General features: G+C 70.8%; 22 protein-coding genes. 6 read left to right on the top strand and 16 right to left on the bottom strand.

What is annotated here, in order from left to right; all coding sequences use genetic code 11:
• Window positions 1-43: 43 nt before the first annotated feature.
• From ACIBVN_RS00820 to ACIBVN_RS00830, 3 genes are all read right to left on the bottom strand, one after another.
• On the bottom strand, window positions 44-2446 hold the full coding sequence (locus ACIBVN_RS00820) for a DUF4132 domain-containing protein (protein ID WP_397131192.1): 2403 nt from the start codon (window positions 2444-2446) through the stop codon (window positions 44-46).
• Window position 2447: 1 nt separating this feature from the next.
• The gene (locus ACIBVN_RS00825) at window positions 2448-2840 is read right to left on the bottom strand and encodes a hypothetical protein (protein WP_397131194.1); all 393 of its coding nucleotides are present in this window, start codon (window positions 2838-2840) and stop codon (window positions 2448-2450) included.
• Window positions 2841-2942: 102 nt separating this feature from the next.
• Window positions 2943-3692: a crotonase/enoyl-CoA hydratase family protein gene (locus ACIBVN_RS00830; RefSeq protein ID WP_397131196.1), complete on the bottom strand. Its 750-nt coding sequence runs from the start codon at window positions 3690-3692 to the stop codon at window positions 2943-2945.
• A gap of 103 nt (window positions 3693-3795) precedes the next feature.
• Between ACIBVN_RS00830 and ACIBVN_RS00835 the strand changes: the two genes are divergently transcribed.
• The gene (locus ACIBVN_RS00835; RefSeq protein ID WP_397131198.1) at window positions 3796-5394 is read left to right on the top strand and encodes an AAA family ATPase; all 1599 of its coding nucleotides are present in this window, start codon (window positions 3796-3798) and stop codon (window positions 5392-5394) included.
• 230 nt (window positions 5395-5624) lie between these two features.
• Here the strand turns inward: ACIBVN_RS00835 and ACIBVN_RS00840 are convergent, their stop codons facing one another.
• Window positions 5625-7286 carry an acyl-CoA dehydrogenase family protein gene (locus ACIBVN_RS00840; RefSeq protein ID WP_397131200.1) on the bottom strand — a complete coding sequence of 554 codons (1662 nt, stop codon included), beginning with the start codon at window positions 7284-7286 and terminating at the stop codon, window positions 5625-5627.
• A 31-nt stretch (window positions 7287-7317) separates the two neighbouring features.
• On the opposite strand from ACIBVN_RS00840, the gene ACIBVN_RS00845 reads away from it, so the two are divergent.
• Window positions 7318-8055: a PaaX family transcriptional regulator C-terminal domain-containing protein gene (locus tag ACIBVN_RS00845; RefSeq protein WP_397131202.1), complete on the top strand. Its 738-nt coding sequence runs from the start codon at window positions 7318-7320 to the stop codon at window positions 8053-8055.
• On the opposite strand, the gene ACIBVN_RS00850 is transcribed toward ACIBVN_RS00845, so the two are convergent.
• The 3 genes from ACIBVN_RS00850 to ACIBVN_RS00860 form a co-directional block, all read right to left on the bottom strand.
• A complete protein-coding gene (locus tag ACIBVN_RS00850) occupies window positions 8033-9016 on the bottom strand; it encodes a hypothetical protein (RefSeq protein ID WP_397131204.1) in 984 nt (327 codons plus the stop codon). The genes ACIBVN_RS00845 and ACIBVN_RS00850 overlap by 23 nt on opposite strands.
• A gap of 108 nt (window positions 9017-9124) precedes the next feature.
• Window positions 9125-10522 carry a glutamate--cysteine ligase gene (locus ACIBVN_RS00855; protein ID WP_397131206.1) on the bottom strand — a complete coding sequence of 466 codons (1398 nt, stop codon included), beginning with the start codon at window positions 10520-10522 and terminating at the stop codon, window positions 9125-9127.
• A 35-nt stretch (window positions 10523-10557) separates the two neighbouring features.
• Window positions 10558-11268, bottom strand: a complete 711-nt coding sequence (locus tag ACIBVN_RS00860) for an SDR family oxidoreductase (protein ID WP_397131210.1) — start codon at window positions 11266-11268, stop codon at window positions 10558-10560.
• Between the two features lie 103 nt (window positions 11269-11371).
• Here ACIBVN_RS00860 and ACIBVN_RS00865 point away from each other — a divergent pair, with 103 nt between their 5' ends.
• The gene (locus ACIBVN_RS00865; protein WP_397131212.1) at window positions 11372-12199 is read left to right on the top strand and encodes a helix-turn-helix transcriptional regulator; all 828 of its coding nucleotides are present in this window, start codon (window positions 11372-11374) and stop codon (window positions 12197-12199) included.
• Here ACIBVN_RS00865 and ACIBVN_RS00870 read toward each other — a convergent pair.
• Entirely contained in the window at window positions 12186-13175 is a 990-nt protein-coding gene (locus ACIBVN_RS00870) for a LysR family transcriptional regulator (protein ID WP_397131214.1), read from the bottom strand. The two genes, ACIBVN_RS00865 and ACIBVN_RS00870, sit on opposite strands and share 14 nt — an antisense overlap.
• Before the next feature lie 71 nt (window positions 13176-13246).
• On the opposite strand from ACIBVN_RS00870, the gene ACIBVN_RS00875 reads away from it, so the two are divergent.
• The gene (locus ACIBVN_RS00875) at window positions 13247-14134 is read left to right on the top strand and encodes an SDR family NAD(P)-dependent oxidoreductase (protein WP_397131216.1); all 888 of its coding nucleotides are present in this window, start codon (window positions 13247-13249) and stop codon (window positions 14132-14134) included.
• Between the two features lie 12 nt (window positions 14135-14146).
• Here the strand turns inward: ACIBVN_RS00875 and ACIBVN_RS00880 are convergent, their stop codons facing one another.
• The 7 genes from ACIBVN_RS00880 to ACIBVN_RS00910 form a co-directional block, all read right to left on the bottom strand.
• The gene (locus ACIBVN_RS00880; RefSeq protein ID WP_397131218.1) at window positions 14147-15565 is read right to left on the bottom strand and encodes an NAD(P)/FAD-dependent oxidoreductase; all 1419 of its coding nucleotides are present in this window, start codon (window positions 15563-15565) and stop codon (window positions 14147-14149) included.
• Window positions 15562-16671, bottom strand: coding sequence for an ABC transporter ATP-binding protein (locus ACIBVN_RS00885; RefSeq protein WP_349453082.1), 1110 nt, complete (start codon window positions 16669-16671; stop codon window positions 15562-15564). Before ACIBVN_RS00885 ends, ACIBVN_RS00880 begins: the two co-directional genes overlap by 4 nt.
• The gene (locus tag ACIBVN_RS00890) at window positions 16658-17452 is read right to left on the bottom strand and encodes an ABC transporter permease (protein WP_397131220.1); all 795 of its coding nucleotides are present in this window, start codon (window positions 17450-17452) and stop codon (window positions 16658-16660) included. Before ACIBVN_RS00890 ends, ACIBVN_RS00885 begins: the two co-directional genes overlap by 14 nt.
• On the bottom strand, window positions 17449-18324 hold the full coding sequence (locus ACIBVN_RS00895) for an ABC transporter permease (protein ID WP_397131222.1): 876 nt from the start codon (window positions 18322-18324) through the stop codon (window positions 17449-17451). The genes ACIBVN_RS00890 and ACIBVN_RS00895 overlap by 4 nt, the downstream gene beginning before the upstream one ends.
• Window positions 18325-18330: 6 nt before the next feature.
• Window positions 18331-19449: an ABC transporter substrate-binding protein gene (locus ACIBVN_RS00900; RefSeq protein ID WP_397131225.1), complete on the bottom strand. Its 1119-nt coding sequence runs from the start codon at window positions 19447-19449 to the stop codon at window positions 18331-18333.
• 34 nt (window positions 19450-19483) lie between these two features.
• Window positions 19484-20062, bottom strand: coding sequence for a helix-turn-helix domain-containing protein (locus ACIBVN_RS00905; protein ID WP_397131227.1), 579 nt, complete (start codon window positions 20060-20062; stop codon window positions 19484-19486).
• A 115-nt stretch (window positions 20063-20177) separates the two neighbouring features.
• Window positions 20178-21071: an SDR family oxidoreductase gene (locus ACIBVN_RS00910; RefSeq protein ID WP_397131229.1), complete on the bottom strand. Its 894-nt coding sequence runs from the start codon at window positions 21069-21071 to the stop codon at window positions 20178-20180.
• A gap of 87 nt (window positions 21072-21158) precedes the next feature.
• Here ACIBVN_RS00910 and ACIBVN_RS00915 point away from each other — a divergent pair, with 87 nt between their 5' ends.
• Window positions 21159-22919, top strand: coding sequence for a thiamine pyrophosphate-dependent enzyme (locus ACIBVN_RS00915; protein WP_397131231.1), 1761 nt, complete (start codon window positions 21159-21161; stop codon window positions 22917-22919).
• Here ACIBVN_RS00915 and ACIBVN_RS00920 read toward each other — a convergent pair.
• Window positions 22888-23655: an IclR family transcriptional regulator gene (locus ACIBVN_RS00920; RefSeq protein ID WP_397131233.1), complete on the bottom strand. Its 768-nt coding sequence runs from the start codon at window positions 23653-23655 to the stop codon at window positions 22888-22890. The genes ACIBVN_RS00915 and ACIBVN_RS00920 overlap by 32 nt on opposite strands.
• 69 nt (window positions 23656-23724) lie before the next feature.
• Between ACIBVN_RS00920 and ACIBVN_RS00925 the strand changes: the two genes are divergently transcribed.
• Window positions 23725-24879: a 4-hydroxybenzoate 3-monooxygenase gene (locus ACIBVN_RS00925; protein ID WP_397131235.1), complete on the top strand. Its 1155-nt coding sequence runs from the start codon at window positions 23725-23727 to the stop codon at window positions 24877-24879.
• The last annotated feature ends 12 nt before the right edge of the window (window positions 24880-24891 follow it).

Consider the following 24891-nt stretch of genomic DNA (forward strand, 5'->3'; position numbering starts at 1 on the left):
CTCCCTCGGGAGGGGCATGGCGGCGCCCCTCCCGCGGCGCCGCTCAGGGCCGGATCTGGCGCGTGATCGACGGGTCGGTGATGGCGGTGTCGGCGGCCAGCAGGAACGCCTTCGACAGGACGATGGACAACATGCCGCCGTCCTCTTCGAAGGGCAGGAAGACCGGGTCGCCGGCACCGCGGCGGGGCACGATGCACAGATAGGCGTCGTTGGGTTCCATGAGGATGTTGCCCGAGCCGAGGTGGATCTTGTAGGTGCGCAGGTCACCGCGGACGCGCAGGAACCGGTCGGTGAGGGAGCAGCGGCCGGAGATCGCCAGGCGGGGCAGCAACCGGGCCAGCGCGTCCCGGCGGATCTGGGCGGTCTCGGTCAGGTCGCCGAAGCCGTAGGACTGCCAGTACTCGCCGTGGCCCTCGGGGTCCAGGCCGGTGGAGGTGACGCCGACGGCCAGGTCGGCGTCGCGCAGCACCTCCGACAACGTCAGCGGGGGCACCTCGGTCAGCGGGACCCGGCGCCCGCGGTCGTCGGTGAAGTGGAGGTCGCCGCTGACGCAGATGGACACCGTGCCGAGGTCGTCTCGGTCGAACGAGCCCCCATCCAGGTGGAAGCCCCAGTGGGCGGCCAGGCCGCCGGGGAGCTCCTTGGCGGCCTCGGCCTGGTCGGAGCCGTACTCCCAGCCCCAGTGGCCCAGCGTCATCCCGGTCCAGCCGCGTCCGGTCAGCAGCGCCTTCGCCTGGCCGTACCGCAGCAGGTGACCGGTGAAGCGGCGCGAGTGATCAAGGGTCTCCTCCTCGGCGGGGGTGAGCAGGTAGACCTCGCGGAAGGCCTGCTTGAACGGCTGGCGCAGGCCGTGCTCCATGAGATGGTCGCGCCAGGCACGCACTTCGTCCATGGTGTGGGAGATGGGGTGCCACAGGAGCACCGGGGTGTCGGGGTATGGCTGGATGCGGCGCCCGTCCGGGTCGGTCAGCTCCCAGGTGCCGTCCACGAGCACCGGGAGCCCGGCCGGTCCCTGGAGGATCTCCCAGATCAAGGTCCTGCCCATGGAGCCGGTGACCGGGTGGTCGAGGTAGTACTCGCACACCTCTCTCCAGCGCCAGATGCGTTCGGTGGCCAGCGCACGCTCGATCCGGAAGCGTTCGGCGGGCAAGACCTTCTTGATCTCCTTGGCGGTGGCCTTGAGCTCGGCCAGCAAATCCTTGTGCTCCTCGCGGACGGCCTTGGGGACGGTCTTGCGGATCTTGCCGGCGGGGTCGACGAAGTCCACGACGCCGCCGAGGGTCAGCCGCAGGCCGTGTTCGGTACGGGTGCCGTCGAGGCCCAGACCGAAGGTCGGGACCGTGCGCTCCAGCAGTTGCTCGGGCGACAGCCCGCTCTGCCCGGCGACCGCGTCCAAGGTCTTGGCCACGCCCGCGAGGATGGTCTTCTTGCGCACCTTGGCCTGTACCCGGGCCAGCTGGGCGACCACCTCCAGACCGCCACGCCGGGCCAGCACCCCGATCGCGGCGTTGGCCAGCATCTCGCTGCGCGCGTTGGCGCCGGAGCCGCCGATCCCGGTGCCGGTCGCCACGGCGACGTCGCCCAGCAGCGCGGTCACCCACGGCTCGCCGATCAGCTCGCAGGTCCACACCATGCCGCGCAGCGGTACGGCGGTGCGCTCGCGCAGGAAAACGGTCTCGGTCCACTCGCCGTCGCGGGTGGGGTGCCGGAGCGTGACCTCACGGTGGGCGATGACCTGGGCGAGGATGTCCTTGATCAGTTCGGCGGCCTGCGGGGTCAGCAACCCGGCAGCCCGCCTCGTCCACCGGGCGCTGGGCTTGGAGGCGGTGGCGGTGTTCCAGTGCCGCAGCAACGGCAGGACCTCGGGAGCGGCGAGGCGGGCGGCGTGATCGGCGATCATCCGGGTGGCGAACGCGTCGTCCTCCCACATGATGTTGCGGACCGTGGCGCCGGGATCGCCGGTCTCCGGTTCGGTGAGCAGCTCCTCGATCGGTTCGCGCAGGACCTCCCAGGCGGGCTTCCAGTGCTGGGCGAACCACCTCGGCATGGAGTTCAGCACCTGACGCCGCTCGTGATAGGAGAGCCGGGCGGTGGCGGCCAGCGGCAGCCGGTACAGCTCGGCGTAGTTGGTGTGCCGCCAGGTCATCAGGCCGTTGGCCGCGCTCCACAGCTGGGTGACCACCACCTTGGGCAGCTCCGGCATGTGGCCGATCAGCTCGCGGATGACGGCGAGCCGGCGTTCGTCGTGGTCGTGACCGCCGTCCCAGCCGAGGTTGAGCCGCATCTGCGCCCACACGGCGAAGAGGCGTAACTCCTCTGCCTCGAAAGGCTCATGAGCGGCGAAGGCGGAGTCGAACCGCTCGAACACCTCTTTGTGGTCGTTGGCCAGATACACGAAGCTGTACATGTTGTTGAGTGGAGAGTCCTTGAGAATGTCCCAGTTCACGTCAGCCCCCGACCAGGGGGACGAGCTTGACGAAGGACACCACCGGGTCGGCGGTCAGATCGATCTCGGTGTCCAGGTCCTCGATCTGCCGGTCGCCCACCAGCAGCAGGAATCCGTTGCGGGCGAACGCGGCCTCGGCGGCGTCGGCCTGCTTCTCCCAGTCCAGCCTGCGCGCGGTGCGCATCCGGTAGCCGTTCAGCTCGACCTCGGCGTCGCTCGGCTTGACCAGGCCGCGGAAATGATGCGACGGGGCGGCGTTGTGGCGGGCCACCTCCTCGCGCACGCGCAGCCGTACCAGCTCCCGGGCCGAGATCCGCTCAGGCAGGCCGGGCAGAGAGAACTCCTCCAGCTCCCGGCCCGTCGCGGTCTCATCGCGAAACGTCACTGATGCCATCGAATGCCCTGTCCTCGAAGTGTCAGGTGATGGCGCCATCTATAGCAACGCAGGGCGACAAAACTTCGGTGACGGCGACGCCCCGAGCGACCCTTGCCCGTCTCAGAGGTCGCTGAAGTCGCCGTGGCGGCCCGCGCCCGCGGCGAACCGGGCGGCGCCGCCCACGGCGTCGGGCAGCGAGACGAGCCCGTGCCGCAGCTCGTTCCGCATCGCCTCCTCCTCGCTCAGCCCGGCCTGCTCCAGCGCCGACAGCCGGTCGCCGCGCAGGCAGGTCTGCGGGAAGCGGGCGAGCTCGCGGGCCAGCTCCTCGGCGCGCACCCTGGCGGTGCCGTCGGGCACGAGCCGGTTGGCCAGCCCCCACTCGTACGCCTCGCGCCCCTCGACGGCGCGGCCGGTGAGGATCATGTCCATGGCCCGCGAGGCGCCGATGAGCCTGGGCAGGCGCACGGTGCCGCCGTCGATCAGCGGCACCCCCCACCTCCGGCAGAACACCCCGAACACCGCCCCCTCCTCGGCCACCCGCAGGTCGCACCAGAGGGCGAGCTCCAGCCCGCCCGCGACGGCGTGCCCGGCCACGGCGGCGATGACCGGCTTGGTCAGGCGCATCCGGGTCGGGCCCATCGGCCCGTCGCCCTCCTCGCCGACGTGGTTGTCGAGCGCCTTGAGGTCGGCGCCCGCGCAGAACGTGCCGCCCTCGCCCCACAGCACCGCCACGGCGGAGTCGGAGCCCTCGAAGTCACGGAACGCGTCCGACAACGCGTCGGCGGTCTTGCGGTCGACCGCGTTGCGCGCCTCCGGCCTGCTGATCACCACGGTGGTGACCGGTCCTTCGCGCTCCACGCGTACGGTCATGCGGCCCTCCTCGGGGCTCGGGGATCGTGAGGAGCGTACGTCCAAGCCAGGGTTTCCGGCCAGCAACCCACCGCCGGCATAGTATTGGTGGCAGAATGTGACCGTGCCGCCACCCCAAGCGAAGTTCTTCAACACCACCGGCCCGTGCGACCCGCAGCGCCACTACATGCTGCCCCCCACGCCGCGGCTCCCGCAGGCGCGGGTGCTCGTCGACATGGACCGTTACTTTGTGCTGCACGCGCCCCGGCAGACCGGGAAGACGACAGCGCTGCGCACCCTGGCGTCCGAGCTCACCGCCGAGGGCGACATCGCCGCCCTGATGTTCTCCTGCGAGCGCGCCAAGGCGGCCGGCGACGACTACGCCGCGGCGGAGTCGCTTCTGCTGGATTCCATCCGCGACGCCGCCGCACGGTCGGGATGGCCAGAGGAGCTGCTGCCACTGGATCCCTGGCCGCAGGTCACGCCGGGCAGCCGGTTCGGTTCGGCGCTGAGCCAATGGTGCCGCCGCTGCCCGCGCCGGGTGGTGCTCCTCTTCGACGAGATCGACGCCCTGCAGGGCACCGGCATGGTCAGCATCCTCAGCCAGCTCCGCGACGGTCACAACGCGCGACCGGAAGGGCATCCGTTCCCCGCGTCCGTCGTGCTGTGCGGGTTGCGCGACGTGCGTGACTACAAGGTCGCCTCAGGCGGCGATCCCAACGGATCGAGCCTGGCCAGCCCGTTCAACATCGTCGCCGAGTCGCTGCGCCTGGGCGACTTCACCGCCGACCAGATCGCCGAGCTCTACGACCAGCACACCCAGGCGACCGGTCAGGAGTTCGCCAAGGACGCGGTGGACCGGGTCTTCGAGCTGACCCAGGGGCAACCGTGGCTGGTCAACGCCCTCGCCCATGAGATCACCTTCAAGATGGGAGTGACCGGCGCCATCACCGCCGAGCAGGTGGAGAAGGCCAAAGAACGGTTGATCCGGGCGCGCCCCACCCATCTGGACGCGCTGATGGCCCGGCTGCACGAGCCCCGGGTCAAGCGGGTGATGGAGCCCGTCGTGGCCGGATCGTTCGCCCACGTCGACCCCACCTTCTCCGACGACCTGTCCTACGTCAGGGATCTGGGCCTGATCAGGCAAGGATCCGCTTCGGAGGTGGCGAACCCGATCTATCGGGAGGTCATCCTGCGGGTGCTGGGAGCCCCGTCGGAACAGCACGTGATGGCAGATCCACGCAGCTTCGTGCTGCCGGACGGCCGCTTCGACCTGGACCGCCTGCTGAAGGAGTTCGTCGTGTTCTGGCGCGAGCACGGCGAGGTCCTCATCCAGCAGGAGGGCTACCACGAGGCCGCCTGCCAGATCATCCTCATGGCCTTCCTGCACCGCCTGGTCAACGGCGGAGGCTATCTCAACCGAGAGTACGCCGCGGGCACCAAACGCCTGGACGTGCTTCTCCGCTGGCCCTACACCGGACCCGGAAACGAGCGGCTGCTACAGCGGGAGGCGATGGAGCTGAAGGTCCGGCGGGCGAACGAAAGCGACCCGACGCCGGACGGTCTCGCCCAGCTCGACCAGTATCTGGACCGGCTCACCCTCCCCACCGGCGTGCTCGTGGTCTTCGACCGGCGCCCGGAGGCCCCGCCCTGGAAGGAACGAGGCGGCTTCGAGCAGGCGACCACGCCGTCCGGCCGCCACGTCACCGTTCTGCGCGTGTGAGGGCATGCTGAAACACCAGATGCGTCTCCGGGTGGATCATGACTTCGAGCACACTACGAAGCGCGTGCGTGCGAGCCAGCCGGGCCCGGTGGCCATGCTGACCTCCGACGTCGACGACATGGCCCGCCTGTGCGGCGACCGTGTCCGGCTCATCGGCATCTGAACATCACTGGAGCACGGCTGGAAACGCCGGGGTGAGCGAATCGAAGAGCCGCTCACCCCGGCGGCCGTCAGAGCGTGACCGCCCCGGAAACGAGGTCGTCGAACAGCTCGGAGCCCTCCGCCGGGCGGTCGATTCCGCGTAGCGGGCCGTGGTCGGCGAGGTGTGCCTCGGCGTAGAGCCGGGCCACGAGTGCCTTGCGCCCGTCGTCCAGCCCCCACGTGGCCTGGTCCTCCAGCAGCGCGGCGGCGTACACGTCGGCCATGAACTGCGCCAGCGGATACAACCGCTCCTCCGCCACGGAAGGCTCCAGGGCGCCCCATGCCGAGACGGCCTTGGCGAGGTCGTCGACGCGGGCGTGCACCAGGTCGGAGGTGGCCAGGTCGCGCAGGCGGTCGAGGAAGGGCAGGTGGGCCTGCTCCTTCACCATGGCGCGCCGCACGTCGAGGCAGAGGATGTTGTCGCCGCCCTCCCAGATCGGGTTCACCTGGGCGTCGCGCAGCAGCCGGGCCACCGGCCACTGCTCGATGTAGCCGTTGCCCCCGTGCACCTCGATCGCGTCGCTGGCCGCCGTCACGCCGAGCCGGGCGGCGCGGAGCTTGATCAGGGCGGGGGCGAGGCGCAGGCGGGGACCGACGTGGCCGTCGAAGACGAGAGCCTGGGCGGCCTCGACCTCGACGATCAGCTCCCCGAGCTTGCGGCGCATCAGCGGCTGGTCGATGAGCGGCCGCCCGAACGCCTCGCGCGCCCTGGCGTAGCAGATCGACTCCACCAGCGCCCGCCTGGCCACGCCGGCGCCCATCATGGCCACGCCGAGCCTGGAGGCGTTGGTGAGCTTCATCATGGTCCCGAGCCCCGAGCCGGAGCCCTCACCCGACAAGGGGAACGCCTCCGCGTCGGCGAACTCGACCTCGGCCGAGGCGACCGACCTGGTGCCGAGCTTGTCCTTGAGCCGCCTGATCCGCACCCCGTTGCGGGTCCCGTCCCGCCGCTCCCACAGCACGAGGAACGGCGAAACGGCCCCGTCAGTGCGCCTGGCCAGCACCACGAACGCGGAGCCGTTGGCGTTGGACGCGAACCACTTGAACCCCGTCAGCAGCCACGCGTCGCCGGCGGGGACCGCCGTGGCCTCCAGCGCCGCCAGGTCCGAGCCGCCCGTCCGCTCGGTGAACATCTGAGCGGCCTCGCCGGAGTAGAAGCCGTTGGCGAAGATCTCCCGCACCCGATCGCGTACGTCCTGCGGCGCGTACTTCTCCGCGAGGGAGACCACCATGTCCCCGCCCGTGCCGAGCGCGCAGCCCATCCCGATGTCGGCCTGGTCGAGCAGATACGTCCAGGCGGCGGCGAGCGCGGCCGGATTCGCCCCATGAGCCCGGGCCTCTTCGGCGAACGACGGCGAGGTGAAGTTGTCCTCCATGAGCGCCTGCCTGGCCGCCTGGAACGACGGCGGCATGACGACCTGGCTGACGTCCCTGCCCCACTTGTCGTACTTCTCCAGCCGCGGCGGGTTGCGATCGGTCTCCTCGGCGCACTCGGCGACGAGCCCGCCCGTCAGCGCGCCCAGCCTCTCCAGATGCGGCTCGGCCCAGGCGAATCCCGCACCCAGGTGGCGACGCATGAGCAGGCGCAGCGTGGGATCGCAGGTCCACCAGTTGCGCCCGGCCGCGCCCTGGTAGCGCTCGGTGGCGTAGCGGTCGCTGCGGTCGAAAGGTTCGATGAGATAGCGCCCCATACTCGCGAGTGTTACATATACTCGACACGCGATGGAAGAGCGTAACAACCTGAGTGCCAGATCGGCCGTGTTGAGCGCGCTGCTGGGCAGCCATCCGCCGCGCCTGCCGGCCCGTCATCTGGTGCGCATCGGCGCGCTGTTCGGCATCGCCGAGGGCACCGTACGGGTGGCGCTGTCGCGCATGGTCGCGGCGGGCGACCTCATCCAGGACGGCCGCCACTACACGCTGTCGGAGCGGCTCGTCGAGCGCCAGGCCAGGCAGGACGAGAGCCGCGACCCGCACACCAGGCCGTGGGACGGCACGTGGGAGGTGGCCGTGGTCACCGCGGAGCGGCGCGCGCCCGCCGACCGGGCCGCGTTCCGGCACACGATGACCGCGCTGCGCCTGGCCGAGCTGCGCGAGGGCACCTGGATGCGGCCGGCCAACCTGGTGCGCGAGTGGCCGGAGACCGTCACCGCGCAGTGCACGCTGATCGACGGCCGCCCGCACGGCGACCCCACCCCCCTGCTGTGGGACCTGGACGGCTGGGCGGGGGAGGCCCGCCGGCTGGAGCGGGCCCTGGAGCGGGCGGACGGCCTGGCCGAGGGCTTCCTGGTCTCGGCCGCCGTGCTGCGCCACCTCCTGGCCGACCCGCTGCTCCCTGAGGAGCTGCTACCGGACGACTGGCCGGGCGCCGAGCTGCGGTCCCGCTACGACGACTTCGACCGCCACTACCGCGAGGTCCTGTACGAGCACCTCACCAGCCTCACAGAGGGACGCCGAAGATGACCCGCTTGTTCCTGAACTCGGTGACGCTCCACAGCTTGCCGTCCCGCACCGTCAGGTCCTCCGGGCCGACGGGGAACCCCCTCGTCTCCAGCTCGCCGTCGGTGTAGACGAGCAACCTGCCGTTGGCCGCCGCGCCGGCTGCCTGGCTCAGGTACCACTTCCCGCCCCACGAGATGGCTCCCTGGATCTTGGGATGTCCCATCACGAAGGCGTCGGCGGGCTCGCCGCCGGACATGCCGAGGTCCCAGCGGGCCACCCAGCCGCCCGGGTCGCTCTCCCGGTACTCGCCGCTGATCAGCCGCGGCGTGCCGCCGCTGCGGTCGATCGAGACGAACGAGAAGAGCGGCCCCGCCGTCGCCACCCGCCAGAAGTCGGTCTGCGGTATCACGTACCGGTAGCCGAACGCGTGGAACTTGCCGTCGTGCCGCCCGACCCGCTTGGGATCGCCCAGGTCGCTCTGGGCGGTACGCAGGTCCAGCACCCGGTTCAGGTCGAAGACGCGCAGCCCTCTCTTGGTGTCGGCGACGTAGACCAGGTCGCCGTCGCACGCGATGCCGCCCGCGTGGATGTTGATCGGCCCGTACGAGCCATCCGGCTTCGCCTCAACCAGCAGCGCATGCTGATATTTCAGGGTCTGCGGGCTCAGGAAGGACACCCTGATGCCCCGCTCGCCCGCCTCCGGCTTGAAGTACCAGGTCGCCAGGAACGCCGGCACCCCGATGGAGCCGGACTCGTCGGAGCAGGTCAGCCCCTGCGGATACCAGTCGGCGGTGTCCTGGTCCTTGTCGTCGAAGGCGTACCACTCGACGGGCCGGGGCCTCATCGACCCGAGCGCGCCCGGGGCGCCCTTGCGCGCCGCGACCCGGTTGGCCTGCGCGAGCACCGCCTCGACGCCGGTGCTGCCGATCTCGCCCGCCAGCTTGGCCGCCCCCTCGGCCAGGTCGCCCGTCTCCCGTCGCAAGGCCAAGCGCGCCTTGTCCGTGGGAACCATCCCCGTTGCCGCCATTTCATCCTCACTTTGCCGTCCTTTGACCAAGTTTGACGGACGGCAAGCGACGGATGTTTGCGTTCAGCGCCACAAATGTACCGGCAGCCCCGAAAGCGCCAGCTCGCGGTAGCGCTGCACGAGCCGCTCCCGGTCACCGCGGAACCGCTCCAGCGCCTCCCGCTGCCACACCGCCCCCGTGCGGCGCAGCCTGGTCCGCTGCTCGATCACGCCCAGCGCGCGGTCCGCGTCGGACGGCGTCACCCCGGCCGCGAGCAGCCCTTCCCGCGCCTCGGGCAGCAGCCGGAGCACGAGGTCGGCGGCCTCGAACTCGACGTCGTGGCCCGGCCAGGAGAGCTTGGCGTCCAGCCCGTGCATGGCCGCGCGGTAGAAGTTCTGGTACGCCTCCGCGAACCGGTACCCGGTCAGATCCCGCTCCGCCTGCGACAACGTCAGCCCGAGCAGGAACGCCGTGTTCGCCGCCATGTCCGCGCACGAAGGACCCGCCGGCAGCGCGCGCATCTCGATCCGCAGGTGGCCGCCGTCCGCCGGGTCGTAGACGGGCCGGTTCCACTGCCAGATCGTGCCCTGGTGCAGCCGCAGCTCGGGCACCTCGTACGGCTCCGCGTCGTCGGTCAGGTCGGGCACCACCGGGTCGTAGTCCCGCACGTACCGCTCGAACAGCTCGTAAGCGCCCTCACGCACCCAGTCGGAGCCGAACGTCACGCGCCCGTCCCTGCGCTCGCGCCGCTGCACGTCCCGGTCGTCGGCGGCCTCCTCCATCAGCGCGATCCGCGTCTCCTCCCACAGCCGCCTGCCCAGGAAGAACGGCGAGTTGCCGCACGCCGCCAGCACCGGGCCGACGGCGAGCTGGGCGGCGTTGAACACCCGGGCGAACCGCTCGGGCGGCGTGCGCATGTGCACCTGCCAGGAGGTGTTGGCGCTCTCGAGGATCACGTCCTCCACCGACAGCTCCAGATCGTCGATCTTCACCAGGAACGGCTCCAGCCGCAGCCGCCTGATGCCCCTGCTCATGGCCCGGTAGCGGTTCTGGTCGCTCATCGCGCCGACCGTGAAGTCCTCGGCGGCGAGCGTGGGCAGGATGCCGATGGGCAGCGCGCCCCCGCCCGCCACGGCCCCGTCCACCCTGGTCATCGTCTCCTGCACCTCGTCGCCGAGCCGCGCGAAGGGCTCGCCGGCCAGCGGCGTCGGGGTCAGGTTCACCTCGAGGTTGTATCGGCCCAGCTCGAGCACCACGCGCGGGTCGCCGAGGGCGTCGCGCACCTGGCTGTTGCGCGACAACGGCCGCCCCCGCCCGTCGATCAGGAACAGCTCCAGCTCGGCCCCGACCGTGACCGGGCCCTGGCCGAAGCCGGGGGTTGCGAGCAGCTCGCGCAGCACGCCGAGCTGCTCCTGGATGCGCTCGCCGAAGGCGGCGTACTCCGCCTCGGTAAATCGCTCTCTATCCAGATCTCGTCCCATCACCCCCCTCTGTCCGATTCACCAGGTTTGACACCTCACCAGGGGAGCACGCCGGCATCCTCCAGATACGCTCCGGTGGGGCCGTCGGCGTCGAGGGTCGCGAGCCGCACGGCGATCGCCGCGCCCTGCTCGGCGGTCCTGAACCCGGTGTGCCCGTTGAGGTCGGTGGCGCAGTAACCCGGGTTGGCCGCGTTCACCTTGATCGGGGTGTCCATCAGCTCCTTGGCGTAGCAGACGGTGATCATGTTGAGCGCGGTCTTGGAGGAGTTGTAGGCGATGATGTTGGCCTGCCAGAACGGGCTCTCCGGGTCCATCGCCATGGCCAGCGAGCCGAGCTCGCTCGACATGTTCACGATCCGCCCTGCCTCCGACTGCCGCAGCAGCGGCAGCATGGCGTTGGTCACCGCGATGACGCCGAACACGTTCGTCTCGTAGACCTCCCTGACCGCCGCCACCGAGGCGGTGCTGGGAGTGACGGCGGTGATGTCGCCGCTGATCCCGGCGTTGTTGACCAGGATGTCCAGCTTCCCGTACTCCTGCTCGATCCACTTCGCGGCGGCGGTCACGCTCGCCTCGTCGGTCACGTCGATCCGCACGTACGGCTGCCCGAGCCGCTCACCGGCGACCCGCCCGCGCTCCTCGTCGCGCGCCCCCACGATCGTGGTGACACCCTGCCCGGACAGCAGCCGCGCGATCTCGTGGCCGATTCCCTTGTTGGCGCCCGTGATGAGCGCGATCCTCGTCATGGGTCCACGTTCCCGCAGGTCGTACCGGGTCCAGGAGAGACCCGCAAAGCCTGGTATCAGCGGTACCACCCAACTGGGGGCCGCCATCGCCGAGGATGGAGTCATGAACCGCGACGGACTCGCCGACTTCCTGCGCATCAGGCGCGCCCACGTCACCCCGGCAGAGGTCGGCCTGCCGGACGGCGGGCGGCGCCGCACGCCGGGACTGCGGCGTCAGGAGGTCGCGCAGCTCGCGGGCATGTCGATCGACTACTACATCCGGCTGGAGCAGGGCAGGGGGCCACATCCGTCGCGGCAGGTGCTCAACGCGCTGGCCAGGGCGCTCATGCTGAGCCAGGACGAGCGTGCCCACCTGTTCCACCTGGCCGGGCAGGCGGTGGAGAGCCCGCGGATCAGGGAGGACGTTCCGCAGAGCCTGCTGCACCTGATCTCCTTCATGGAGGAGGTGCCCGCGTACGTGCTGGACGCCAGGTACGACATCCTCGCCTGGAACCCCCTGGCCAGTGCTCTCATGGGCGGCCTCGACAGCGTGACGGCCGAGAACAGGAACGTCATCCGCTGGGTCTTCATGTCCCCCGACATCGCCGAGCACCTCGACGACGAGGAGAAGGGCCGCTTCGCCCGCGCCTCGGTGGCCGACCTGCGCGCGGCCGTGGGCCGCTACCCCGACGACCGCAAGCTCCAGGCGCTGGTCACCGAACTGCTCGCACTCAGCCCGCACTTCGCCGAGCTGTGGTCCAGGTACGAGGTCGAGATCCGCAGGCAGCAGCGCAAGCGCGTCACCCACCCGGTGGTCGGGGAGATCGACGTGATCTGCCAGGTGATGGCCGTGCCCGACCGCGACGACCTCCGCCTCGTCCTCTACACCGCCGAACCCGGCTCACCCTCCCACCAGGCCCTGCGCGACCTGCGGCAACTCATCCTGAACTGACCGGACGGTCGCCGCGGAGACCTCGGGCGTCCCCGGGGCCGCGTGCCGCGGCGTCGCCGGCCGGTGTGTCCATGTCGAGTGCCGCGCCGCGGAGGGCGTCCGCGACGCGGGTGACCGGGTCCGACAGCGGGTGCGGGAGGCGGGCGAGCAGCAGGCGGCGGTGCTCCTGGGGGCCGCCCCTGACCGGAAGCACGCGTACGCCCGCCGGCGCGGCTGGGGCCAGCAGGGCGGGCACCGTGGTCAGGCCCAAGCCGGCCGCGACGAGGTGCAGCTTGGCGAGCCAGTCGCGGGCGGTGTGCACGATCTCGGGCTTCTCGTCCAGCCCGGGCCACACCCCCATCACGAGGTCGTCCCCCGCGGGACCGGCGATCCAGCGCTGCCCGCGCAAGTCGGCCACGTCGACATAGTCGCCGCGGGCGAGCGGGTGGGCGGCGGGCACGGCGAGGCGCAGACCTCGCTCGGCGAGCGTCTGGAGGACCAGCGGCGGCGACTCGGCGTCCGGCGGGCGGAACGGCGGCGACGACGCCAGCAAGGCCAGGTCCAGGCTGCCGGCCCGCAGCGCGCGCACGAGCGCCGGGGTGCTGCCCTCCCGGGTGACGACCGTGATGGCGGGGTCCGTACGGCGCAGCGCGGCAAGCGCCCGGGCCAGCAGGACGGCGCCCGCGCTGGGAAACCAGCCCACCCGTACGATTCCGGCCTGGACCGGCAGGCCGGACAGCTCGCGCGCGGCCGCGTCGATCTGGTCCAGCACGACGGTGGCCCGGCGCAGCACGATGCGGCCGGCGGCGGTCAGCCGGGCGCCGTCGCGCCGCCTCTCCAGCAGTTCCGCGCCCGCGGCTCGTTCGATGGAGGCGATCTGCCGGGACACCGCCGACTGCGTGTAGCCGAGCGCGGTCGCGGCGGCGGTGAAGGTGCCCTGCTCGGCCACGGTGCGGAAGACGCGCAGCGCGGTCAGCGACACGTCGCTGAAGTCCATGACGTATACGCATACCAGGTGTGCGCAACTTTCGTTGGACTCATGATCGAGGCGGCTCCTAACGTGGCGGCATGAACGATCCACGCATAGCCCTGGTGACCGGCGCGAACCAGGGCCTCGGCCGCGCACTCGTCGAGGGGCTGGCCGCCCGGCTGGCCCCGGACGACCTGGTCCTGCTCACCGGCCGCGACGCCCGGCGGGTCTCGGACGCCGCCCGCGAGGTCGCGCAGTCGCCAGGCACGCGTAGCCGGGTGGAGGGCCGGGTCCTCGACGTCACCGACTCCGGCGCCGTGGCCGGGCTGGCCGATGAGCTGCGCGAGCGCCACGGTGGGGTGGACGTGGTGATCTCCAACGCCATCGCCCCGAACGCCCCCGACAGGTCGCAGGCCGAGCAGGCCGACGAGTTCATCGACGTCGCCAACGTCGCCACCCACACGATCCTGCGCTCGTACGGGCCGATACTGAGGCCCGGCGGGCGGCTCATCGTCGTGTCCAGCACCCTGGGCGCCCTCGGCCACCTCGACCCCAGACTGCACCACTTGTTCGACGGCGCCTCACTCGACGATGTCGAGCAGGCCGTCGAATCCTGGCGCAGCGCCATCCACGCGAGGACGCTCGACGAAGCCGGCTGGCCGCGCTGGCTGAACGTGCCCTCCAAGGTGGCGCAGGTGGCGGCCGTACGCGCGGTCGCCGCCGAACGCCGCGAGCGCGACCTCGCCATCGGCACGATGATCGCCGCCGTCTGCCCCGGCATGGTCGACACCCGGGCCTCGCGGCCCTGGTTCAGCGACTACGGCCACGCCCAGGCGCCGGCCCAGGCCGCGCGGGCCGTGCTCGACCTGGTGCTCGGCGAGGGCGCCGACCCCGCCCTGTACGGGGAGCTGGTCCGCTTCGGCAAGCCCCTACCCTGGTACGGCGGGACACCGCCCACCGAGCAGGAGCGTCTCGTCATCCCGTGAGCGATCGCCGGCTCAGCGGCCCGAGATCAGGTTCGCCAGGCGGGCGTACGGCGAGGTGGTGGTGCCGTGGTCGTTCTCCCGGCGGTCGGCGGCCCGGAACAGCGCGTAGATCAGCTGAACCCCCGTCCAGCGCAGCGGCTCCGGCTCCCACTGGCGCACCTGGCGGCCCACCCAGGGCAGGGCCGTGAGCTCGGTGTCCTGGCGCAGCACCAGGTCGCGGAGCGTGCGCCCGGCCAGGTTGGTGGTCGTCACGCCGCTGCCCACATAGCCGCCCGCCCAGCCGAGCCCCGTCGCGTGGTCCAGGTGGACCGTCGAGCACCAGTCGCGCGGCACCCCCAGCACGCCGCACCAGGAGTGCTGGATCCGCGCGTCCGCCGCCGCGGGGAAGAGCTTCACCAGCATCCGCCAGAGCAGCGCCACCGTCTGCGGCTGCGTGGCGCCCCTGACGTCGGTACGCGAGCCGTACCGGTAGGGCACGCCCCGCCCGCCGATCGCGATGCGGTCGTCGGCGGTGCGCTGCGCGTAGATGTAGGCGTGCGCCTCGTCCCCGAGCAGCTCGTTGCCCTGCCACCCGATGTGCTTCCACACCTCGGGCGGCAGCGGCTCGGTGACGATCATGGAGCTGTTCATCGGCAGCCAGTGCCGGTGCTGCCCGGCCAGCGAGGCGGTGAAGCCCTCGGTGGCGCGGATGACGTAGTCCGCCGAGACCGCCCCGCGGGTGGTGATCGCCGCCGCCTGGGCGCCCTCCCGCCGCGGCCGGATCGCGGTCACCGTCGTGTCCTCGAAGATGTCCACGCCGAGCCGGGCCACGGCCTCGGCCAGGCCGACGGCCAGCTTCGCCGGCTGGATGCGGGCGCAGTGCGGCGAGTAGGCGGCCTCCAGGGTGCCTGCCACCTGCACGCGCTCGCGCTGCTCGTCGCGGTCCAGCAGGCGCATGTCCTCCTCGCCGTACCCCCAGGTACGCAGGTCCTCGAGCTCCTCGCGGAGCCTGCGCCGCTGGGCCGGGTTCGTCGCGACGTGGATGAGCCCGCCCTTGTGGATGTCGGCGTCGATGCCCTCCTCGCGGGTCACCTCGATGACCTCGTCCACGGAGCGGAACATGGCGTGCTGCAGGTCGATCATGGCCTGCCGCCCGCGCGCCTTGGCGTGCCGCTTGCGCGACCCGGCGAACTCCGCCGACAGCCAGCCGCCGTTCCGCCCCGACGCCCCGAACCCGGCGAACTCCTTCTCCAGGATCGCGATCCGCAGCCCCGGCTCGGCCTTCTTCAGGTAGTACGCGGTCCACAGGCCGGTGTAGCCGCCGCCGACGATCGCCACGTCGTACGAGCGCGGCCCGGGCAGCGCGGGACGCCGGTCCGGCAGGCCGATCTGGCGGTACCAGAAGGAGACGCCGCCGTTGGCGAAATCCTTGGTCAGCGGGATTCCTGTCATGTGAGTACAGCCTCCACATCGGGCGAGTCGGGCAGCAGGACGGAGTCGGCGACCCGCCACGTGAGGGTGACCTCGTCACCGCCGCGCGCGTCGCTGAGGTTGCCTGCCTGCTCGCGCACCAGCGCCGCGGAACCGTCGGGCAGCCTCAGCTCCAGCTTCCTGCTGGAGCCCAGGTAGATCTCGCCGGTGACGGTGGCCGGCAGGGCGTTCCATCCCGGGTCGGGGTCGAAGCCGGCCTTGCGCAGGGTCAGCCGCTCCGGCCGTACGACGAGCGCCCCCGCCTTCCCGGCCAAGGTGCCCGGCGCCCGCAGCAGCCGCGCGCACACGCCGATGCCGTCGGGCGTGACGTCGCCGCGCAGGATCGTCGACTCGCCGAGGAAGCGGGCCACGAACAGCGTGGCGGGCCGCTCGTACAGCTCCTCGGCGGGCCCCACCTGCTCGATGCGGCCCCGGTTGAACACGGCGATGCGGTCCGACAGGACCAGCGCCTCGTCCTGGTCGTGCGTGACGTACACGAACGTGATGCCGAGCTCGCCGTGGATACGCTTGATCTCCAGCTGGAGCCAGTCGCGCAGCTTCTTGTCCAGCGCGCCCAGAGGCTCGTCCATGAGCAGCACGCGCGGGCTGTAGACGATGGCCCGCGCCACGGCCACGCGCTGCTGCTGGCCGCCGGACAGCTCGCGCGGGTAGCGGTGGCCGTACTCGCCGAGGTGCACGGTGGCCAACGCCGCCGCGACCAGCTCGGCGCGCCGCGCCTTGGGCACCTTGCGCTGCTTGAGCGGGTACGCGATGTTCTCCGCGACCGTCATGTGCGGGAAGAGGGCGTAATGCTGGAAGACCATGCCCATGTCCCGCTTGTGCGCCGGTGTCGCGGCGATGGCGGTGCCGTCCACGGTCAGCTCGCCGGAGGTGGGCCGGTCGAAGCCGGCGATGATGTTGAGCGTGGTCGTCTTGCCCGAGCCGCTCGGTCCGAGCAGCGTGATGAACTCGCCCGGCCTGATCGACAGCGAGACGTCGTCCACGGCGACGAAGTCACCGTAGCGCTTGGTCAGCCCGCTCAGCTCGATGCCGGCGCCGCGGGCGGCGAGATCGTTACTGGTGGACACGTGACCTCCTGGCGACGAAGAAGGTGGCGATCAGCACGAGGCTCGTGGTCAACACGATGATCATCGTGGCCGCCGCGGCGATGGTCGGGTCGGTCTCGCGGGTGACGCTGGCGTACATCTTGACCGGCAGCGTCTGCAGGTAGGGGCTCTGGATGAACAGCGAGACGACCACCTCGTCGAAGCTCGTGACGAACGCGAACAGCGCGCCCGCGGCCACGCCCGGCGCGACCAGCGGCAGCGTCACGGTGCGGAACGTCGTCCAGCGCCCCGCGCCCAGGCTGGCCGCCGCGCTCTCCAGCCGCCGGTCGAACCCGCTCAGCGACGCGGTGACCGGGATCATCACGAACGGCAGCGCGAGCACGGTGTGCGCCATGACGAAGCCCATCAGCGTGCCCACGAGCTGCAGCTTCAGGAACACGGCGTAGACGCCGATGGCCAGCACGACGCCGGGCACGATCATCGGGGCCAGCATCGACCCCTGGACCAGCGCGAGCCCGCGCATCCTGGCCCTGGTCAGGCCGAGCGCCGCGGCCGTGCCGAGCACCGTGGCCACGATCGTGACCAGCAGGCCCACCTCGATCGAGGTCCACAGGGCCGACATCCAGGCCGTGTCGCCGAAGAAGTGCTCGTACCAGCGGGTGGAGTAGCCGTCGGGCGGGAACTTGAGTGACGCCTTCGAGGTGAAGCTGAGCGGCACCACGATCAGCGCGGGCGCCACGAGCCAGCAGCCGACCAGGGCGCAGAACGCCCACAGCACCCCGCGGCCTGCACGTGCGCTCATCCGGTGACCTTCTTTCCCGCCCGGCGGAGCGTGACGGCCAGCAGGGCGATCATGGCGAGCGTGAGCCCGAGCAGGACCACGCCCATGGCGCCGCCGCGCCCCCACTTCAGCAACCCGTTGACCTGCGTGAAGATCTGCTGCGAGAGCAGCGCGTCGGTGGGGGAGCCGAGCAGCGCGGGGGTGACGTAGAAGCCGAGCGCGCTGATGAACACGGTCAGGCAGCCCGCAGACACCCCGGGCAGGGACAGCGGCATGTACACGGTCGCGAACGCCTTGGCGGGGTGCGCTCCCATGCTGCCCGCGGCGGTGAGCAGCCGCCGGTCGATCCCGCTCATCACGGCATAGAGCGGCAGCACCATGAACGGCATCAGCAGCTGCACCATCCCGATCACGACGCCCGCCTGGGTGCGGATCAGGCTGAACGGCCCCAGCCCGATGAGCCCCAGCGCGTCGTTCACCACGCCGGTGTCCTGCAGCAGGATCACCCACGCGAAGGTCCGCACCATCAGGCTGGTCCAGAACGGCACCAGCACCAGCAGCGTCAGCACGGCCCGGGCCCGCGGCCCGGCGATCGTCATGGCGTACGCGTACGGGTACGACACGACCAGCGCGATCACCGTCACCCACAGGGCGGTGGTGAACGTGCGGCCGAGCACCCGCAGGTTCTGGGCCTCGCCGAAGAACCAGGTGAAGTTGCCGAGACCGGGCGCCGGATCCGTGAACGCGCTGATCACCATCGAGACCAGCGGATACAGGAAGAAGACGGCGAGCGCCACCAGCGCCGGCAGGATCAGCAGCGCCGGGCGGCGCTCAGGATCCGCCGGCTGCTTGGCGGCGGCGGGCGGTGCGACCGCCTGCAGAGTGGAGGCCATGGGCGATCAGCCGCCGAGCCAGGCCGACCACTTCTCGATCATCTCCGGCTGGTGTTCCGCCCACCACTTGGAGTCGATCTTGAGCGCCTTCTCCGCCACTCCAGGACCGTTCGTCTGGAAGGACTGACCGAGCTGGTCGAGGTTCGGCTTGGCGTCGGTGTTGATCGGCGAGTACGAGGTCAGCTCCGTCAGCTTGGCCTGCTGCTGCGCGCCCAGGTAGTAGTTGATCAGCGCCATCGACGCCTTGGGGTTCTTGGCGTTCTTCGGCACGGTCAGCGAGTCCATGACCGGCATCCACTGGTCCCACGACACCTGGTACGGCGCGCCGTTCTTGGCGGCGGCGTACGCCCGGCCGCTCCAGATCATCGCCAGGTCCACCTCACCGGACTCCAGCAGCTGCTGGGCCTCCGCGCCGGTCTTCCAGAAGACCAGGCTGGAGCGGACCGACTGCAGCTTCTTGGTGGCCCGGTCGACGTCCAGCGGGTAGAGCTGGTCGGGGGCGACGCCGTCGGCGACCAGCGCGGCCTCGAACGGGCCGGGCGCCGAGTCGCCGGGGTTGCCGGAGATCGCGCGCTTGCCGGGGAACTTCGTGGTGTCGAAGAAGTCCTTCCAGCCCTTGGGCGGGTTGGAGCCGAACTTGTTCTTGTTGTAGGCGAGCACCATGCCGTACTGCATCGCGGGGACGCTGCACTCGGTGGCCAGGCCGTCGGGGACCTTGGACTTGTCGATGATCTTGTAGTCGAGCGGCTGGAGGAGCTTGCCGCACTGAGCGTCCGCCCAGATGGAGTCGGTGTCGATCACGTCCCAGGTGACGTTGGAGGAGTCCACCTGGGCCTTGATCTTGGCGTAGTCGGTCGGGCCGTCCTGGAGGATCTTGGCGCCCGACTCCTGGGCGAACGGGTCGACCGCGGCCTTCTGCTGGCCCTCCTGGTAGGCGCCTCCGTAGGAGACGAAGGTCATGTTCAGGCCGCTGAGCGCGTCCTTCTTGACCGTGCCCGCCTTGGCGGGCCCCGATCCGAGGTCGATCGAGGCAGGCGCCGCCGAGCCGGCCCCGCAGGCCGCCGCGAACAGGAGCGAAGCCGCGACACCGGCCATGGTGGCCAGTCGCTTCGGATGCTTCGGCATGGGTTACCCCCTTGGTGGCAGGTATGAGTGGGGTTCAGGCGTTGGTGGTGGGCGGGGCGACAATCCAGAGAATCTCGGCGGTTTCATCACTCTCGTTGACGACCCGATGGGGGACGGACGTGCGGTACTCCACGCTGTCGCCGGGCTCCAGCACGTGTGCGGCGGCGGAGTCGTTGGTGCCGAGCCAGAGTGTGACCCGCCCGCGGAGTACCACGAAGATCTCTTGGGAGTCGCCATGGGAATACGGTTCGTCCCCGGTGGACGAGCCCGGATCGAACTCCCCGGCGTACACCTCCACGTTCTGAAGCGGGCGCTGGGAGATCAGGAACTTGCGCGTGCCGGGGGCTGTCTGCAGCTCCGGACGTGCTTCGCGGCGCACCACGCGGTGGCCGATCTCATCCTCCTCGTTGAACAGATCCGCGACCGTGAGCCCGAGAGCCGAGGCGATCCGCCGGAGCATGCCGATGCTGGAGCTGGTCTGCCCGCGCTCCAACTGGCTGATGAAGCTCGCGCTCGCCTTGGCCTCGGCAGCGAGCGCGCGCACGGTCATGCGGCGCATGTTGCGGTAGGCCCGGATTCGCGCACCCAAGCGGGTGTTCTCCGACTCCGTCATCGAACCTCTCGATTGGCTGCACTGAACAAGTTGTTAAGTGGCAATGAAAGGACCGTACATACGTAGTCGAATCCCCATCAAGGGGGAGATGTGTAACGAGTGCGTAAAGGGAGGCTCAACCCCGCGTCGGGCGCTCGTAACCTTCGTCGCCGCCGTAGACGTGCAGGTCGGGGTCCTGCTCCGGCTGGTTGGCGGGGCTGGTGGGCGAGGCGGTGTGCTCAGCGGCGAAGTCGTCCGAAGGCTCGGGCGGCGGCGGGAAGAGGTAGTCGTGCCAGGTGATGCGGCCCTTGGGCTCGGCGTCCGTCAGGAGGTCGCCCGCGCGCTGGGCCGCGTACAGGCTGCCGGGGAAGCGGACGGGCAGGCAGGGGCGGTGCAGGTTCCTGGCCTGCAGCCACGCCTTGACCAGTTCCTCCGTGCTGAGCACCTCGGGGCCGCCGTACTCGACTTCGTCCATCGCGGGGCCCGCGGCGATCAGCTCGGTGAGGCGGGTGGCCACCTCGCCCGCGTGGACCGGCTGCCAGGGCACCGTGCGGTCCACGGTGAGCACGGGGAGCGACTCGAAGTCGCTGAGCCGCCGGTCGAGCGACTGGTGGAAGTGGGTGGCGCGCAGGACCGTCCAGCCCAGGTCGCTCTCCGAGATCAGGCGCTCGGCCTCCAGCTTGTGCCTGAGATGGCCGATGGCGACGCGGTCGGCCCCGACGATCGAGGTGTAGAGCAGGTGCGCGTACCCCGACTCGCGGGCGGCGGCGATCAGCTTGCGCGTCCCGGTCACGTCCACCGCGCCGCGGCCCTTGCGGCCGCCCGTGGCCAGGTGCGCTATCACGTCGACGTCCCGGACGGCGTCCGCCAGGCCGTTGCCGGAGACGAGGTCGCCCCACATCCACTCGACGTTCCCGCGGTTCTCCCGCTTCGTACGGCTCAGCGCCCGCACCCGGTGGCCCGCTCTGAGCAAAGCGGGCACCAGCGCGCCACCAAGCGTGCCCGTGGCTCCCGTGACCAGAATGCGCATGCCGCCCCCCTACCCGCAAATCTCAGGAAATGACAAGGAATCTGGTAAAAGCGTCTGTGAGCGGATGAGCAGGGTAGGGCCGCTCGCATGGCTCGAATCGCAGCGGAATCCCTGATAGAACGGCTCGCCGAGTGGGGCGTCGACACCGTCTTCGGCCTGCCGGGCGACGGCATCAACGGCATCATGGAGGGGCTGCGGCGCCACCGTGACCGGGTGCGCTTCGTCCTCGTCCACCATGAGGAGGCGGCGGCCTTCATGGCCACCGGCTATGCGAAGGCCACCGGGCGGATCGGCGTGTGCCTGGCCACCTCGGGGCCCGGCGGCATCCACCTGCTCAACGGCCTCTACGACGCCAAGCTGGATCACGTCCCGGTGCTGGCGATCACGGGCATGCAGGAGACGTCCGTGCTGGGCACCGGCTACCAGCAGGAAGTGCACCTGGACCGGCTCTTCGCCGACGTGACCGAGTACAACATGATGATCACCAACCCGGCGCAGCTGCCCTCGCTGGTGGACCTGGCGATCAGGACCTCCTACGCGCGGCGCGGGGTCTCCCATCTCACGGTGCCCAACGACATCCAGGTGTCCGAGGCGGAGGCGGAGCCGTACCGGACCGTGGCGCCGGCGCGCGCGCCGCAGACCCTGCCCGTCTACCTGCAGCCGTCGGGCATCCCGCGGCAGGAGGACCTCCAGCGGGCGGCCGAGGTGCTCAACCAGGCCGAACGCCCCGCCATGCTCGTCGGGCAGGGCGCGCTGCACGCCAGGCAGGAGGTGCTGGCCGTGGCCGAGGCGCTCGGGGCGCCCGTGGTCAAGACGCTGCCCGGCAAGGCGGTCATCCCGGACGACTCGCCATACACGACCGGCGGGATCGGGCTGCTCGGCACCCGGCCGAGCGAGGAGCTGATGGACGACACCGACGTGCTGTTCATGGTGGGGACGAACTTCCCCTACACGAAGTTCCTCCCGGAGACGGCGCGGGTGGTGCAGTTCGAGGCGGAACCGACCAGGGCGGGGGCCCGGATCGCGACCGACGTGCCCGTGGTGTGCGACGCGAAGGAAGGGCTGCAGGCCCTGCTGCCGCTGCTGGCCTACCGGGACCGAGGCGCTCATCTCTCGAAATATCAGACGATGATGGGCAAGTGGCGGGCCGAGATGGACGCTCTGGAGAATCCGGACCGGGATCCCATCGCGCCGCAGTACGTCATGTCCGTCGTGGACGAGCTCGCCCGCGACGACGCCATCCTGACCTGCGACAGCGGCACCGTCGCCACCTGGGCGGCCAGGCACTGGACGATCCGGGGCGAGCGCCGGTTCTACCTGTCGGGGACGCTCGCCACGATGGCGCCGGGACTGCCGTACGCCATCGCCATGCAGCACGCCTTCCCGGGCCGGCAGGTCATCGCGTACGTCGGCGACGGCGGCTTCTCCATGCTGATGGCCGAGTTCCTGACGGCCATCCAGCACCGGCTGCCGATCAAGGTGATCATCAACAACAACAACTCGCTCGGCCAGATCCTGTGGGAGCAGATGGTGCTCGGCTTCCCCGAGCACGGCGTGCGCTATCCCGAGCCCGAGGCCGACTTCTCGTCCTGGGCCCGGTCGTGCGGCGGGTTCGGGGCCAAGGTCACCAAGCCGGAGGACGTGGCCCTGACGATCGGGCAGGCGCTCGCGCATGACGGCCCGGCGCTGGTGGACGTGGACGTCAACCCGAACGAGCCGCCCATGCCCGGCAAGGTCTCCTACGAGCAGGCGAAGAACTTCGCGCAGGCCTTCCTCAAGGGGCAGCCGCACAAGGCCGCCATCGCCACCACCCTGTTCAAGGACCGGATCCAGAAGATGGGGGAGTAGCTTTCGCGATCCCCGCCGCGGCGTTCAGCAGCGGATCGATCAGGCGGGGCAGCTCGCGGGCGCGCCGGGAGGCCACCACGATGCCCACGGCCGCCACGGGCCGCCCTTCCACCAGGATCGGCGCCGCCGCCGAGCACGTGCCCAGGGTCATCTCCTCGTACGTCAGCGCGTATCCCTGGGCCCGTACCGCCACCAGCTCCCTGGCCAACCGCCCCGGCTCGGTGATCGTGTGCGGGGTCGGACGTTCGAGCTTGCGCGCGAGATAGGACTTCACGAACCAGTCCGGCTCGTACGCCAGCAGCGCCTTGCCCACGCCCGTCGGGTGCATCGGCAGCCGGCCGCCGGTCCTGGAGACGATGGGCACCGCCCGCCTGCCGTACACCTTGTCCACGTACAGCACCTCGAGCCCGTCGCGCACGGCCAGGTGCACGTTCTCGCCCGTGCTCGCGAACAGCTCCTGCAGCCACGGATGCGCCAGGTCGTGGAGCGGGCCGGGCGCGAGCTGGCCCAGCTCCCACAGCCGCAGCCCCACCCGTAGCCGCCCGTCGGGCGCGCGGCTCAGCGCCTGCCACTCCTCCAGCTCGGCGACCAGCCGGTGCGCCGTGCTCAGCGGCAGCCCGCTGCGCCTGGCCAGCTCGGTCAGCGTGAGCTGCGGATGCGCCGGGCCGAACGCGCCCAGGACGGCCAGCACCTTGGACGTCACCGAACGCCCCGGCTCCCGTGATCCGCCTGCCATGCGGCCATTCTTCCACTGAGTGGAAGGATGACCTCGGCCAAATCACGGTCGAGGCAGGATGCTTCCCTCATGCGAACTCAGGTCGGGATCATCGGGGCAGGCCCCGCAGGACTGCTCCTGTCCCATCTGCTCCACCTGTGCGGCATCTCCTCCGTCGTGCTGGAGCAGCGCAGCCGCGACTACGTCGAGCGGCGGGTGCGGGCCGGGGTGCTGGAGCAGGGCACGGTGGACACGCTGGTCGAGGCGGGCGTCGGTGAGCGCCTGCTGCGCGAGGGGCTGCCGCACCACGGCATCGAGCTGAGGTACGGCGGCGCGGGCCACCGCGTCGCGTTCGAGAAGCTCGTGCCGGGCCGGTCCATCACCGTGTACGGCCAGCAGGAAGTGGTCAAGGACCTGATCGCGGCCAGGCTCGCGGCGGGCGGCGACGTGCGGTTCGAGGTCGAGGACGTGGCCCTGCACTCGCTGGAGTCGGATCCGTACCTGACGTTCGGCGGCGAGCGGCTCGACTGCGACGTGATCGCCGGGTGCGACGGCTTCCACGGCGTGTCCAGACCGGCCATCCCCGAGGGCGTCCTGAGCGTCTACGAGCGGGACTATCCCTTCGCCTGGCTGGGCATTTTGGCCAGGGTGGCGCCCTCCTCGGAGGAGCTCGTCTACACCAGGACCGAGCGCGGCTTCGCGCTGCACAGCATGCGCTCGCCCACCGTCAGCCGCTTCTACCTGCAGGTCCCGGCCGATACGAAGGCCGAGCACTGGCCGGACGAGCGGATCTGGGCCGAGCTGAAGGCGCGGCTGGAGAGCGTGCCCGGCTTCGCGCTGACGACCGGCGAGATCATGGAGAAGGGCGTCACGCCGATGCGGGCGTTCGTGGCCGAGCCCATGCAGTACGGGCGGCTCTACCTGGCCGGGGACGCCGCTCACATCGTGCCGCCGACCGGCGCCAAGGGGCTCAACCTGGCCGTGGCGGACGTCCGCGTGCTGACCGAGGCGCTGGCCGCGTACTTCGCGGACGGCTCGACCGAGCTGCTCGACGGCTACTCCGCCGCGTGCCTGAAGCGGGTGTGGCGGGCGCAGCACTTCTCGTGGTGGATGACGACGCTGCTGCACACGTTCGAGGACGATGATCCGTACGGGCGGCGGCTGCAGCTCTCCCACCTGGACTACGTGACCTCCTCGGAGGCGGCGGCGACCACCCTGGCGGAGAACTACGTGGGGCTGCCGTGATACATCAGGGTC

This window comes from Nonomuraea sp. NPDC049400, assembly GCF_044466425.1.
Taxonomy (GTDB): domain Bacteria; phylum Actinomycetota; class Actinomycetes; order Streptosporangiales; family Streptosporangiaceae; genus Nonomuraea.